We start from the raw sequence: 13,457 nt of genomic DNA, 5'->3' as shown, positions 1-13,457 counted from the left end.
GACGCGCGGGCGCACCCTCACCGTCGTCGCGACCGTCGACGGCAAGGACGGCACGGCGTCCGGAGTCGTCTCCCGTTCCGCCGTCACCGCCGACGAGCTGGAGTCGCTGGTACGGGCCGCGGAGTCCGCCGCGCGCGGCGCCGGACCGGCCGAGGACGCACAGCCGCTGGTGACGGGGGTACCCGAGTCCCCGGACTTCACGGACGCGCCGGCCGAGACCTCGTCCGCTGTCTTCACCCACTTCGCGCCGGCGCTCGGCGAGTCGTTCGCACGTGCGCGTGCGGGCGCCCGTGAGCTGTACGGCTTCGCCAACCACGAGCTCGTCTCCACCTACCTCGGTACCTCGACGGGGCTGCGGCTGCGCCATGACCAGCCCAACGGCACCCTGGAGCTCAACGCCAAGTCGCCGGACCGTACGCGCTCGGCCTGGGCCGGACGCTCGACCCGGGATTTCAAGGACGTCGACCCGGAGGCGATGGACGCGGAGCTGGCCCGTCGGCTGGCGTGGGCGGAGCGAAGGATCGAGCTGCCCGCGGGCCGGTACGAGACGCTGCTGCCACCGACCGCGGTCGCCGACCTGCTGATCTACCAGATGTGGTCGGCGGCGGCCCGCGACGCGGCCGAGGGGCGCACGGTGTTCAGCAGGCCGGGCGGCGGCACACGTGTCGGCGAGACGCTCTCCGAGCTGCCGCTGACGCTGCGCAGCGATCCGAACGAGCCCGGCCTGGAGACGGCGCCCTTCGTGGTCGCGCGCACCTCGGGCGACGACGCGTCGGTGTTCGACAACGGACTGCCGCTCAAGGCCACCGAGTGGATCGGCGGCGGCGAGCTGAAGCATCTGACGGCCACCCGGCACAGTGCGGGCCTGACCGGGCTCCCGGTCACGCCGTCGATCGGGAACCTGATCCTGGACGGAGGCTCCGACCGGTCCCTGGAGGAGATGGTCGCGAACACCGAGCGCGGGCTGCTGCTGACCTGCCTGTGGTACATCCGCGAGGTCGATCCGGCGACACTGCTGCTCACCGGCCTGACCCGGGACGGCGTCTACCTCGTGGAGAACGGCGAGGTCACCGGCGAGGTCAACAACTTCCGCTTCAACGAGTCCCCGGTCGACCTGCTGGGCAGGGCGACGGAGGCCGGGCGCACGGAGAAGACCCTGCCGCGCGAATGGAGCGACTGGTTCACCCGTGCCGCGATGCCCCCGGTGCGGGTGCCCGATTTCAACATGAGTTCGATCAGCCAGGGCGTATAACCTCGTATTCGGCTGTCACCCGACGGCCCGAGGATCATCCAAGGAGACACGAGAACCGTGACGGACATCGTCGACGAACTGAAGTGGCGCGGGCTCATCGCCCTCTCCACGGACGAGGACGCATTGCGCAAGGCGTTCGCGGACGGTCCCGTCACGTTCTATTGCGGCTTCGACCCGACCGCGCCGTCCCTCCACATCGGGCACCTGGTGCAGGTGCTCACCGTGCGCCGGCTCCAGTTGGCCGGGCACCGGCCGCTGGCGCTGGTGGGCGGCGCGACGGGCCTGATCGGCGACCCGCGCCCGACCGCGGAACGCACGCTGAACGATCCGGAGACGGTGGCCGGCTGGGTGGAGAAGCTGCGCCGGCAGATCGAGCCGTTCCTCTCCTTCGACGGTGCGAACGCGGCCGTGATGGTCAACAACCTCGACTGGACCGAGGGCCTGTCCGCCATCGAGTTCCTCCGGGACATCGGCAAGCACTTCCGCGTCAACAAGATGCTGACGAAGGACTCCGTCTCCCGGCGCCTGGAGTCGGCCGAGGGCATCAGCTACACCGAGTTCAGCTACCAGATCCTCCAGGGCATGGACTTCCTGCAGCTCTACCGGAGGCACGGCTGCACGCTTCAGCAGGGTGGCAGTGACCAGTGGGGCAACCTCACGGCCGGGCTCGACCTGATCCACAAGCTGGAGCCGCACGCCGAGGTACACGCGCTGGCCACCCCGCTGATGACCAAGGCGGACGGCACCAAGTTCGGCAAGACCGAGGGCGGCGCCGTCTGGCTCGACCCGGAGATGACGACGCCGTACGCGTTCTACCAGTTCTGGCTGAACGTGGATGACCGGGACATCTCCAACTACATGCGGATCCTGTCGTTCAAGTCCCGCGAGGAGCTGGAGGCACTGGAGCAGCAGACGCTGGAGCGCCCCCAGGCCCGTGCCGCACAGCGCGCGCTGGCCGAGGAACTGACGACGCTGGTGCACGGTGCCGACCAGACGGCCGCCGTCATCGCCGCGTCCAAGGCCCTTTTCGGCCAGGGCGAGTTGGCCGAGCTCGACGGCAGGACGCTGGCCGCGGCCCTGTCCGAGCTGCCGCACGTCCGAATCACCGAGCTCGCGCCGGTGGTGGACCTGTTCGCCGAGGTCGGGCTGGTGGCCAGCAAGTCGGCCGCTCGGCGCACGGTGAAGGAGGGCGGCGCGTACGTGAACAACGTCAAGGTGGCCGCCGAGGACGCTGTCCCCGCCACGGAGGACCTGCTGCACGGCCGCTGGCTTGTCCTGCGCCGAGGGAAGAAGAACCTGGCCGCGGTCGAGGTCGTCAGCGCCTGATCCGCGCCCCCGTACGCGCGGGGAAGGGGTCGGTCCCGCCGGGGGCCGCCCCCTTCCCCGCACCGTCATGCCCGCTCTCTGTGTCTGCTGCCCTTCATCGAGGTGTACGCCATCTCGCCCAGGAAGACGAGGACGACCGCGGCGGCGAGCTGGAGGCCGTGGCGGCCCCAGTCGATGCCCCGGGTCTCCGCGATACCGATGGCCCGGGCGATCGCATTGCCGACGATGCCGCCGATGAGGCCCATGAGGGTGGTCAGCCACAGCGGGCTGTGTTGTTTGCCCGGCAGGATGAGCTTGGCCAGCAGGCCCAGCACGAATCCGACGATGATCGCCCACAACCAGCCCATGGCTGCCTCCTCGTACGGCGCGACGTGAGCAGTACGCCCAGTTTCGGACCGTCCGCCATACAGCGCATGTCGGGTACATCCGTACGCGGTAGTGCGCAGCACCTTCACCCGCCCGGGAGGTGCCCCGGTCTCGAAGACGACGCAGGCGCGGCGTAACGTGGTCAGTGTTCGGACTCGGCCGCTGACCGGGGACGGACCAGGTACGGGCCGGGGAGAGCCCGGGGCAGGCGGGTGGTGGCATATGCGGAAGCTGAACAACGTCGGTCACGCCGAGGTGTTCCGGATCACCGGTGCCCGGCAGGGTCTCGCAGAGGACGTGCGCGGCCGGCAGCGCCGTTACGTCATCTCGATGAGCGTGCGCACGGTCTCGGTCATCCTCGCGGCCACCCTGTGGAACGTCTCCAGGCCGGTCGCCGTCGTCGCGCTCATCCTGGGCGCCGTTCTCCCCTACATCGCCGTCGTCATCGCCAACGCCGGACGGGAGAACGCGCCGTCGCTCCCGTCGACGTTCGTCAGCTCGCCCATGCGTCCTATGATCGCCCCACCGCAGGACGGGGGCGCCGCGCACCCGGAGGATTCCGGTCGTGAGCGAGGCGCCACGGACCCCTTCCCGGAAGACGTCACGGCCGAGTCCACGGCGGGTGTCCGAAGCGAGCCGCACGAGCGAGCCTGACCCGCAAGGGGGCGTCCCCGGGGCGGAATCGGACCCCGCGCCAAGCTCAGGAAAAGCTCAGATCAATCATGTTGTTCCGGTGCCGGGCGGCGGGTGAGCCGTGACATACTTCCTACGCGCTCCGCATCCCCCGTCGGAGCGACGGACCGACGCCGGGCAGCTCCCCCCGTGGCTGCTCGGCGTCGCCTTTGCCGGGCACGCTAGGGTCATGGATGTGATGGGACCTGCCCCCGATTCGCCCATGTGTTCCGCCAAGGGCTGCCGTGCGGATGCCGTATGGGTGCTGGCCTGGAACAACCCGAAGCTGCACACGCCCGAGCGCCGCAAGACATGGCTCGCGTGCGAGAAGCACCGCGAGCACCTGTCGAAGTTCCTCGGCGTCCGAGGGTTCCTGAAGGACGTGGTGAGGCTCGAGGACTGGGAGTCGCACGGCACCGGCTCGCACGCGGGCTGAGTCAGCCTCCGATCGCCGACATCGGCCGTTCCGGCTGCAAGAATGACGGGTCGTCCAGCCCCGAACCGGCCTTCTTGCCCCACATCGCCAGCCGCCATATGCGGGCGATCTCCTCGTCGGGGGCCCCGGAGCGCAGAGCTCCGCGCAGGTCGGTCTCCTCGGTGGCGAACAGGCAGGTCCGTATCTGACCGTCGGCCGTGAGCCGCGTACGGTCGCAGGCCGCGCAGAACGGGCGCGTGACCGAGGCGATCACGCCGACGCGGTGCGGGCCGCCGTCGACGATCCAGCGCTCGGCCGGGGCGGAGCCGCGCTCCCCGGCGCCCTCGGGGGCCAATGCGAAGCGGGTGCGGAGCGAAGCCAGGATGTCCGCCGCGGTGACCATGCCCTCACGCTTCCAGCCGTGCTGGGCGTCCAGAGGCATCTGCTCGATGAAGCGCAGCTCATAGCTGTGCTCGACCGCCCAGGCCAGCAGGTCCGGGGCCTCGTCGTCGTTCAGCCCGGGCATCAGGACGGTGTTGACCTTGACGGGGGCCAGGCCCGCCTCGCGGGCGGCCGTCAGTCCCTCGATGACGTCCTTGAGCCGGTCTCGGCGCGTGAGGGCCTTGAAGACATCGGGGCGCAGGGTGTCCAGCGAGACGTTCACCCGGTCCAGGCCCGCCTCCTTCAGGGCCGTGGCCGTGCGCTTCAGGCCGATGCCGTTCGTGGTGAGGGACATCCGGGGGCGGGGGGTCAGCGCGGCGACCCGCTCCACGATGCCGACCAGACCGGGGCGCAGCAGCGGCTCGCCGCCCGTGAAGCGGACCTCCTCGATACCGAGGGAGGTGACCGCGATGTCGATCAGGCGCACGATCTCGTCGTCACTGAGCAGGTCCGGCTTGGCCAGCCACTGCAGGCCCTCCTCGGGCATGCAGTACGTGCACCGCAGATTGCACCGGTCGGTCAGCGAGACCCTCAGGTCGGTGGCAATCCGACCATAGGTGTCGATGAGCACGTGGGCCCCCTCCCTCGTCGTGGATCACACATTGTGCGTCACATGCGAGCCTACGTGACCCCGCTGACATCAGCAGCGGCCGGATTCCACCAGGTATGACGCGGCCGCGTCGTAGATCCCTACGACGCGGCCGTCGGTACGGTCCGGTCAGTGCGCGCCGGTGCCGGTCAGGGAGCGGACCTCCAACTCCGCGTACTTGCCCGCATCCGGCTCCTCCTTCGACAGGAACGTGCCGACGATGCCCAGCAGGAAGCCGACCGGGATGGAGATGATGCCGGGGTTCTCCAGCGGGAACCAATGGAAGTCGACGTCCGGGAACATCGACGTCTCCTTGCCGGAGACCACCGGCGAGAAGAGCACCAGGCCGACGGCGGTGATCAGTCCGCCGTAGATCGACCACAGCGCGCCGCTGGTGGTGAAGCGCTTCCAGAACAGGCTGTAGAGGATGGTCGGAAGATTGGCGGAGGCGGCGACCGCGAAGGCGAGGGCGACCAGCCCCGCCACGTTCAGATCGCGGGCCAGGGCACCCAGGACGATGGACACGGCGCCGATGCCGACCGTCGCCCAGCGCGCCGCGTTCACCTCCTGCTTCTCGTCGGCCTGCCCCTTCTTGATGACATTCGCGTAGATGTCGTGCGCGAACGACGAGGACGAGGCCAGGGTCAACCCCGCGACCACCGCGAGGATCGTGGCGAAGGCGACCGCGGAGATGCTGGCCAGCAGGATCGCACCCCAGTTGGAGTCGACCCCGCCCAGGTGCAGGGCGAGCAGGGGCGCGGCCGTGTTGCCCGCCTTGTTGGAGGCGATGATCTCGTCCGGCTTGATCAGCGCGGCGGCTCCGAAGCCGAGGGCGAGCGTCATCAGGTAGAAGGCGCCGATGAGGCCGATCGCCCAGTTCACCGACTTCCGGGCGGCCTTGGCGGTGGGAACGGTGTAGAAGCGGATCAGGATGTGCGGCAGGCCGGCGGTGCCGAGGACCAGGGCGATGCCCAGGGAGATGAAGTCCAGCTTGGTCGTGCCCGTGGTGCCGTACTTCAGACCGGGCTCCAGGAATGCCGCGCCCTTGCCGCTGTTGCTGGCGGCCTTGCCGAGCAGGTCCGAGAGGTTGAAGTTGAACTTCAGCAGCACCAGGAAGGTCAGCAGCAGGGCGCCCACGATGAGCAGGACCGCCTTGACCATCTGCACCCAGGTGGTGCCCTTCATACCGCCGATGGTGACATACACGATCATCAGAACGCCGACGAGCGCGACGATGCCGATCTTGCCGCCGTCACTGGTGATGCCGAGCAGCAGCGAGACCAGGACGCCCGCGCCCGCCATCTGGGCGAGCAGGTAGAAGATCGACACGACGATCGTGGAGGTACCGGCCGCGGTGCGGACCGGGCGCTGCCGCATGCGATAGGCCAGCACGTCGCCCATGGTGTAGCGGCCGGAGTTGCGCAGCGGCTCGGCGACCAGGAGCAGGGCCACCAGCCAGGCGACCAGGAAGCCGATGGAGTACAGGAAGCCGTCGTAGCCGGCGAGGGCGATCGCGCCCGCGATGCCGAGGAAGGACGCCGCCGACATGTAGTCGCCGGAGACGGCCAGGCCGTTCTGGAATGCGGTGAACTGGCGGCCGCCCGCGTAGAAATCGACGGCGTTCCTGGTCTGGCGGCCCGCCCACACGGTGATGACGAGGGTCGCGGCGACGAACACCGCGAACAGGGTGATGATCAGCGGCCGGTGCTCGCTCGCCTCACCGGCGGCCATGACGAGTGCGGGGCTCATGCGTCGTGCTCCATCCGGGACTTGATGGCCTCGGCCTTGGGGTCGAGCTTGGCGGCGGCGTGCCTCGAGTACCACCACGCGATCAGGAACGTGGTGAGGAACTGGGCGAGGCCGAGCACCAGGGCGACGTTGACGTTGCCGAAGAGCTTGGTGCCCATGAAGTCGCCCGCGTAGTTGGACAGCAGGACATAGACCAGGTACCAGGCGGTGAACGCCACGGTCAGCGGGAAGGCGAACGAACGGTGCGAACGGCGCAGTTCGCTGAATTCGGCGCCCTCCTGGACCGCCCTGAACTCCTCGGCGGAAGGCAGGCTGCCTCCGGTCCTCGAGGGAGGTGGTGCGTCTGTGGCCACGGAGTCTCCTCGCGTTACTGGTGCGATCACAGTGACATGGATCACATGACCGGGGGCGACCGTAGCGCTCCGTCTCGTGATCCGGCAGGGGGCCTCGATCGTCCTCGAGTTCCCTGCACAGGCTCACGGCCCCAGGGGTGGACCGGTTCAACTCCCTTTACTTCTTCCGTGCCTGGTTGCCGGAAGTCATTGCTGACGAGCCGCGACGGCAGATAGCTTCGCTCTGCACCACCCGTCATGCACCTGCCGGTCACCACCCGTGTTCCGGCTTGTTCACGTTCCGGATGATGTGGAGACCCCATGGCTCATCTGCGTTCCAGACGCCGGCTCGCCCTGGCCGTACCGGTCGTACTGTCGCTCACCGCCTCACTGGGCTTCCTGCCGGGTGCCGCGTCGGCCGCCCCGCTCACCACCACCGCAAGGGCCGCAGCAGGCCCCGAACTCGCCTACGTCGTCAACACCAGGACGGACCGTCACACGATCTCCGCGGTACAGCGGGCCATCGCCGGCGCCGGCGGCACGGTCGTGGTGACGTACGACAAGATCGGTGTGATCGTCGTCCACTCCTCGAACCCGGACTTCGCCAAGGTCCTCCGCTCCGTGCGCGGGGTGCAGTCCGCGGGCGCGACCCGGACCGCGCCGCTGACGGCCGCGGGCACGACGGATGAGGGCGCCGTACAGTACCTGACGAAGGATCAGGCGGCGAAGATCGGCGACGCCTCGGCCGCCGCGGGCGAGAGCGAGCCCCTCGAGGCCGACCAGTGGGATCTGCGCGCGATAGGCGCCGACAAGGCCGCGCAGATCGACCCGGGCAGCCGCCACGTCACGGTGGCCGTCATAGACACCGGCGTCGACGACACCCACCCGGACCTCGCCCCGAACTTCTCCGCGTCGCAGTCCGCGAACTGCGTCGGAGGCAAGGCGGACACCTCGTTCGGCGCCTGGCGCCCAGCGAAGCCCGATCACTACCACGGCACGCACGTCGCCGGTGAGATCGCGGCCGCGCGCAACGGCATCGGCGTCGCCGGCGTCGCCCCGAACGTCAAGGTCTCCGCCATCAAGGTGGCCGACCCTGTCAGCGAGCTGTTCTACCCCGAAAGCGTCGTCTGCGCGTTCGTGTTCGCCGCGGACCACGGCGTCGCGGTCACGAACAACAGCTACTACGTGGACCCGTGGCTGTACAACTGCATGGACGATCCCGACCAGCGGGCCATCGTCGACGCGGTCGACCGGGCCCAGCTGTACGCCCAGCGCAAAGGCACCCTCAACGTCGCCTCGGCGGGCAACTCCAACGACGACCTCGACTCCCACTCCCTCGTCGACGCCTCCAGCCCCGACGACTCGACCACGGTGACCCGCACGGTCGACCCGCACACGTGCTTCGACGTACCGACACAGCTGCCGGGCGTCGTGACCGTCAGCGCGACCGGCGTCACCAAGGCCAAGTCGTACTACTCCAGCTACGGCGACGGCGTGATCGACGTCGCGGCGCCGGGCGGCGACAAGTTCCAGATCCCGGACACACCGTCGAAGAACGGCCGCATCCTCTCCACGCTGCCAGGCAACCAGTACGGCTTCCTCCAGGGCACGTCGATGGCGTCGCCGCATGTCGCGGGCGTGGCCGCGCTGCTGAAGTCCACGCACCCGTGGGCGACTCCGGCCCAGCTCCAGGCGCTGCTCAAGGCGCAGGCGGACAACCCGGGGTGCCCGACCAGCCCCTACGACGGCGATGGCGACGGGGTCGTGGACGCGACGTGTGTGGGCGGCAAGCGCGTGAACGGTTTCTACGGCTTCGGCGTCGTCAACGCGCTGCGTGCGGTCGAGTAGCCCGTCCACCACATCCCCTGCACCTCGGCACGACTCGCACCAGGCTGCACAGCGAACGAACTGGAGACTCCATGACAGCGCCTCGCAAGCGCTCCCGCCGCCTCGTCGCCCTTCCCCTGGGAATGGCGATGGCGACCGCCTTCGCCTTCCTGCCGAACATGACCGCGTCCGCCGCGGAGACCACCTCCAAGGCCACGACGGCGGACGCCGTCTCGCTCAGCTACGTCGTCAACGTCAGCCCCGGACACGGCGTCTCCGCGCGCGTGAAGCGGGCGATAGCCGACGCGGGCGGCACGATCGTGATCGCGTACGACCGGATCGGCGTGATCGTCGTCCACTCCGCCAACCCCGACTTCGCCAAGACCCTGCGCAGGGTGCCCGGGGTGCAGTCGGCGGGTGCCACGCGCAACGCGCCCCTTCCCGCGCAGTCGACCACCGACGTGGGAACGCCGAAGGTGCTCACCTCCGAGGAGGTGGCGAGCGCCCAGGCGGCCGGCGGACAGGACCCGCTGGAGCCGCTGCAATGGGACCTGCCCGCTATCAACGCGGACAAGGCGCACGAGAAGACCCTCGGCAGCCGCGACGTCACCGTGGCCGTCATCGACACGGGTGTGGACGACACCCACCCGGACATCGCGCCCAACTTCGACCGCAGTGCCTCCGTCAACTGCGTGGCCGGGAAGCCGGACACGACCGACGGTGCCTGGCGGCCGAGCGCGGCGGAGAGCCCGCACGGCACGCATGTCGCGGGTGAGATCGCGGGCGCCAAGAACGGCGTCGGCATCACCGGTGTCGCGCCCGGAGTGAAGGTCGCCGGCATCAAGGTGGCCACGACGGCGGGCTACTTCTACACCGAGGCCGTGGTCTGCGGCTTCGTCTGGGCGGCCGAGCACCACGTCGACGTCACCAACAACAGCTATTACACCGACCCCTGGTACTTCAACTGCTCCGGCGACCCGGACCAGAAAGCGCTCCTCGACGCCATCACCCGCGCCTCGCAGTACGCGGAGCGCAAGGGCACGGTCAACGTCGCGGCCGCGGGCAACGAGAACTACGACCTGGACGCGGACTCCATCACCGACCCGGTCTCCCCGAACGACGCCACGCCGAGCGATCGGGTGATCGACCCGCACCAGTGCTTCGACATCCCGACCCAGCTGCCGGGCGTGGTCACCGTCGCCGCGACGGGGGCGAAGGGCATCAAGTCGTCGTTCTCCAACTACGGCCTCGGCGTCATCGACGTCGCCGCGCCCGGTGGCGACTCCACCGCCTACCAGACTCCCGCCCCACCGGCCACCAGCGGTCTGATCCTCGGCCCGCTGCCCGGCGGCAAGTGGGGCTACATGGCGGGCACGTCGATGGCCACCCCGCATGTCGTGGGTGTGGCGGCCCTCATCAAGTCGACGCATCCGCACGCCCCTGCCGGTCTGGTGAAGGCCCTGCTGTACGCCGAGGCCGACGCGACACCGTGCACGGATCCGTACGACATCGACTCGGACGGCAAGATCGACGCGGTGTGCAAGGGCTCGACGAACCGCAACGCGTTCTACGGGTGGGGCACCGTGGACGCGCTGAAGGCCGTGACGAAGTGACCGTGCCCGCATAGGGCGCACACGTGCGGGGGGCCCGGCAGGTTCCGGGCCCCCACGCCATGTTGATTCCGTACACGCTGCACAGTGCCGCCATGACCGATATGAACGTGGCGTGGGCGGCGTTGGGCGGGGATCCCGCGCTGCTGCCGAGGATCTCGACCGTCGTACGGGAGGGGGCGCTGCCCTCGCGTCTGCCCGTACGGGAGGTGGCGCGGGCCTGTGTCGGGGCGTGTGCGCTGGCCGCCGCCGAGTGGGGCGCACGGCGCGCCGGGCTGCCCGCGGTGCCGGAGGTCCGGGTGGACGACGGGGCCGTGGCCACCGCCCTCCACAGCGAGCGGCATCTGCGGGTCGACGGCCGGGAGCCGGTCAACTTCGCACCGGTGTCGCGTTTCTGGCCTACGGCGGACGGCTGGGTCCGCACGCACGCGAACTATCCGCATCACGGGGAACGGCTGCTCGGCGCCCTCGGACTGGCGGCGGACACGCCGGTGGAGACGGTGGCCGACGCGCTCGCCGAGCGGCCGGCCGTCGAGGTCGAGGAGAGCGTGTACGCGGCCGGGGGGCTCGCGGTCGCGCTGCGCACACCCGAGGAGTGGGCGGCCCATGAGCAGGGGCGCGCGGTCGCCGCGCACCCGTTGGTGGGCCGTGAACGGCTCGACGAGGCGCCCGTACGACCCCTCATACCTCTCGTACCGCCCACGGGCGGCCCACTGCTGCCCGCGGCGGGCATCCGCGTCCTCGACCTCACCCGGGTCATCGCGGGCCCGGTCGCCACCCGCACCCTGGCGTTGCTCGGCGCGGACGTGCTGCGGATCGACAGCCCGCGCCTGCCCGAACTCCCCGACCAGCACGCCGACATGGACTTCGGGAAACGGTCCGCCACGCTCGACCTGACGGCGCCGGCGGACCGACAGACCCTCGAGGAGCTGCTGGCGACGGCGGACGTCGTCGTCACGGGATATCGGCCGGGCGCGCTGGACCGATGGGGGCTCGCCCCCGAGGAACTGGCCGAGCGGCGGCCCGGTCTTGTGGTGGCGCAGTTGTCCGCCTGGGGCGCGTACGGGCCGTGGGGCAGGCGGCGAGGCTTCGACAGCCTGGTCCAGGTCGCCACCGGGATCGCGGTGACCGAGGGATCGGCCGAGCGGCCCGGGGCGCTGCCCGCCCAGGCCCTCGACCACGGCACGGGGTATTTGCTGGCCGCGGCGGTGCTGAGGTCGCTCACCGAGCAGACGCAGGAGGGCGGGAGCCGGGTCGTACGGCTGGCGCTGGCGCGGACGGCGGCCTGGCTGACGGACGGGACCACGCGGAGGACCGGGCACGCGCCGACGTCGTACGAGGGCCCGGACCCCTGGACGGCCGAGACCGGCAGCGTGCTCGGCCGGCTGCGCCACGCCCTGCCGCCTACCCGGTTCGCGGGCGGGCCGACGAACTGGACGCGACCGCCCGGGCGGTGGGGCGACGATCCGGCCCGGTGGGTGCCGGCCCCTGACGGGGACTGAGCCGCCTGCCCGACACGGTCGGCCCGCGGCTTGATGTACACCCGGGGGCGGAACGCCACTCTCCCAGTTGTTTTCGCGTGGTTGCCCCCTTCTGTGCTGACTGGCGAAGATCGGGAGGTGAGTTCGAGAGGATCCACAGCCGAGACGGACGGCGATGCGATGGGCGCGGCTCCCGTGCCCATCGCGGTCGCCCCGTCCCTTCGCGGCCCATCGGCCCGCAGGGCCGTCGCCGTGCTCGCCCTCGTGACGGCGGCCGCTCTGATCCCTTCTCTCGGCACCTCGGCCGCCCTGAACGGCACGGGTGAGGCGGCCGCACCCGGGGTCGGGGGCATAGGCCTGATGCGCGCCGTGCTGTTCGCGGCGCTGTGCATACCCGCCGGGGAGCTCTTCGTGGCCCGGCTCGCCCGCAGAATTCCGGGCGCACCGCTCGCGGACCTCCCACGCAGTCGGGCTGCCTGCGCGGCGGGCGCGGGGTTCGTCGCCGCGCTGGGACTCGCCTCGGTCGTGGCCACCGGCAATCTGGTCCCGCACCGGCTCGCCGAGATCGACCTGGGCGGGCTCTACCGCAGCCGGGACGGCGCGCTGGCCCTACTGGAGGCCAACGCGTTCCTCGTGGCCGGACTGTGTGCTCTCGCGCGCCGGCCGTCGCGTCAGGTGTGGCCGCTGGCCGCGGTGTTCGTGGCCGAGGCGCTGCGCGCCCACCCCGCGACGGAGCACGCCCCCCTGATCGGCTCAGGTCTGACACTCGTGCACCTCGTCTGCGCCTGCCTGTGGGCGGGCGGTCTGCTGCACGCCCTGCGCACGCTGCGGCACTGGCACACGTCCCCGGAGGCGGGCAGCGCCCTGTTGGGACTGTACGCGCGCGGGGCGGCCGTGCTGCTGGCCCTGATCACCGCCACGGGGCTGTGGAGCTCGCTGCGCCGTATGCCCCCGCACACGATCCTCGACCAGCTGACCACGACGGCCTACGGCCGCGCCCTGCTCGCCAAGCTGCTGCTCGTGGCCGTCGTCGCCGTGCTCGCGGTGGCCGCGCGGATGCGGCTGCGGCGCGCCGCCGACCCGCTCGGCGCCTGTGCTCCCGCCCGCGCCGAGGTGGTGGTGCTGGGCCTGGTCGTCGCCGTGTCGGGGCTGCTGACGGCGCTGCCGACGCCGATCCGCTGGTCGTGATCAGCTGTTGGGACGGCGCACAGTCCGACGGCCCCGTCACCGACCACGGCGACGGTGACGCCCGGGCGGACCCCCGCGCCGACGGCGGCGTGGTGACCGGTGCCCAGGACGTCGGAGAGCGTCAGCAGCGCCGACAGCAGGCGGTCGTCGGAGAGGGCCTCCTTCGGCAGCCGGACCAGGGTGCCGTCGGCGAAGGGCACGCGCACGGC

The 13,457-nt window shown here is 70.7% G+C and carries 12 protein-coding genes and 1 pseudogene; 8 read left to right on the top strand and 5 right to left on the bottom strand.

The window, feature by feature from the left end; genetic code table 11:
- Together VXC91_RS35950 and tyrS are read left to right on the top strand one after the other, a co-directional pair.
- The coding region (locus VXC91_RS35950; RefSeq protein WP_329511550.1) for a TldD/PmbA family protein at positions 1 to 1,252 on the top strand (1,252 nt) is incomplete at its 5' end.
- Positions 1,253 to 1,309: 57 nt separating this feature from the next.
- Positions 1,310 to 2,578, top strand: a complete 1,269-nt coding sequence (gene tyrS / locus VXC91_RS35945; RefSeq protein WP_329511549.1) for a tyrosine--tRNA ligase — start codon at positions 1,310 to 1,312, stop codon at positions 2,576 to 2,578.
- Positions 2,579 to 2,643: 65 nt separating this feature from the next.
- Here tyrS and VXC91_RS35940 read toward each other — a convergent pair whose 3' ends face one another.
- Positions 2,644 to 2,925: a GlsB/YeaQ/YmgE family stress response membrane protein gene (locus VXC91_RS35940; protein WP_329511548.1), complete on the bottom strand. Its 282-nt coding sequence runs from the start codon at positions 2,923 to 2,925 to the stop codon at positions 2,644 to 2,646.
- Between the two features lie 241 nt (positions 2,926 to 3,166).
- On the opposite strand from VXC91_RS35940, the gene VXC91_RS35935 reads away from it, so the two are divergent.
- Both VXC91_RS35935 and VXC91_RS35930 read left to right on the top strand, forming a co-directional pair.
- The gene (locus VXC91_RS35935) at positions 3,167 to 3,598 is read left to right on the top strand and encodes a DUF3099 domain-containing protein (protein WP_329511547.1); all 432 of its coding nucleotides are present in this window, start codon (positions 3,167 to 3,169) and stop codon (positions 3,596 to 3,598) included.
- A gap of 217 nt (positions 3,599 to 3,815) precedes the next feature.
- Complete coding sequence (locus VXC91_RS35930; protein WP_329511552.1) at positions 3,816 to 4,052, top strand: hypothetical protein; 237 nt, start codon at positions 3,816 to 3,818, stop codon at positions 4,050 to 4,052.
- 1 nt (position 4,053) lies between these two features.
- Here VXC91_RS35930 and moaA read toward each other — a convergent pair whose 3' ends face one another.
- The 3 genes from moaA to VXC91_RS35915 all read right to left on the bottom strand — a co-directional run bounded on the left by moaA (position 4,054) and on the right by VXC91_RS35915 (position 7,163).
- Positions 4,054 to 5,043 carry a GTP 3',8-cyclase MoaA gene (gene moaA / locus VXC91_RS35925; protein ID WP_329511546.1) on the bottom strand — a complete coding sequence of 330 codons (990 nt, stop codon included), beginning with the start codon at positions 5,041 to 5,043 and terminating at the stop codon, positions 4,054 to 4,056.
- Between the two features lie 147 nt (positions 5,044 to 5,190).
- A complete protein-coding gene (locus VXC91_RS35920; RefSeq protein WP_329511545.1) occupies positions 5,191 to 6,810 on the bottom strand; it encodes a solute symporter family protein in 1,620 nt (539 codons plus the stop codon).
- Positions 6,807 to 7,163, bottom strand: a complete 357-nt coding sequence (locus VXC91_RS35915) for a DUF485 domain-containing protein (RefSeq protein WP_329511544.1) — start codon at positions 7,161 to 7,163, stop codon at positions 6,807 to 6,809. Before VXC91_RS35915 ends, VXC91_RS35920 begins: the two co-directional genes overlap by 4 nt.
- Positions 7,164 to 7,463: 300 nt before the next feature.
- Here VXC91_RS35915 and VXC91_RS35910 point away from each other — a divergent pair, with 300 nt between their 5' ends.
- The 4 genes from VXC91_RS35910 (at position 7,464) to VXC91_RS35895 (ending at position 13,248) form a co-directional block, all read left to right on the top strand.
- Entirely contained in the window at positions 7,464 to 8,990 is a 1,527-nt protein-coding gene (locus VXC91_RS35910; RefSeq protein WP_329511543.1) for a S8 family serine peptidase, read from the top strand.
- Between the two features lie 71 nt (positions 8,991 to 9,061).
- Entirely contained in the window at positions 9,062 to 10,582 is a 1,521-nt protein-coding gene (locus VXC91_RS35905; protein ID WP_329511542.1) for a S8 family serine peptidase, read from the top strand.
- 92 nt (positions 10,583 to 10,674) lie between these two features.
- Positions 10,675 to 12,081, top strand: coding sequence for a CoA transferase (locus tag VXC91_RS35900; RefSeq protein WP_329511541.1), 1,407 nt, complete (start codon positions 10,675 to 10,677; stop codon positions 12,079 to 12,081).
- 159 nt (positions 12,082 to 12,240) lie between these two features.
- Positions 12,241 to 13,248, top strand: coding sequence for a CopD family protein (locus VXC91_RS35895; protein WP_329511551.1), 1,008 nt, complete (start codon positions 12,241 to 12,243; stop codon positions 13,246 to 13,248).
- A 1-nt stretch (position 13,249) separates the two neighbouring features.
- Here the strand turns inward: VXC91_RS35895 and VXC91_RS35890 are convergent.
- Positions 13,250 to 13,457 (bottom strand): annotated as a pseudogene (locus VXC91_RS35890) (IMP dehydrogenase); the annotation flags it as partial.

Source organism: Streptomyces chiangmaiensis (assembly GCF_036281785.1).
Classification (GTDB): domain Bacteria; phylum Actinomycetota; class Actinomycetes; order Streptomycetales; family Streptomycetaceae; genus Streptomyces; species Streptomyces chiangmaiensis.
Note: the sequence above shows the minus strand (reverse complement) of the source record. Positions and strands in the feature narration are given on the sequence as shown.

Coding starts and splice junctions, on each gene's coding strand:
- VXC91_RS35900 (WP_329511541.1), top strand. CDS start 10,675: ATGACCGATATGAACGTGGCGTGGGCGGCGTTGGGCGGGGATCCCGCG.
- VXC91_RS35905 (WP_329511542.1), top strand. CDS start 9,062: ATGACAGCGCCTCGCAAGCGCTCCCGCCGCCTCGTCGCCCTTCCCCTG.
- VXC91_RS35895 (WP_329511551.1), top strand. CDS start 12,241: ATGGGCGCGGCTCCCGTGCCCATCGCGGTCGCCCCGTCCCTTCGCGGC.
- VXC91_RS35930 (WP_329511552.1), top strand. CDS start 3,816: ATGGGACCTGCCCCCGATTCGCCCATGTGTTCCGCCAAGGGCTGCCGT.
- VXC91_RS35910 (WP_329511543.1), top strand. CDS start 7,464: ATGGCTCATCTGCGTTCCAGACGCCGGCTCGCCCTGGCCGTACCGGTC.
- VXC91_RS35935 (WP_329511547.1), top strand. CDS start 3,167: ATGCGGAAGCTGAACAACGTCGGTCACGCCGAGGTGTTCCGGATCACC.
- VXC91_RS35920 (WP_329511545.1), bottom strand. CDS start 6,810: ATGAGCCCCGCACTCGTCATGGCCGCCGGTGAGGCGAGCGAGCACCGG.
- VXC91_RS35940 (WP_329511548.1), bottom strand. CDS start 2,925: ATGGGCTGGTTGTGGGCGATCATCGTCGGATTCGTGCTGGGCCTGCTG.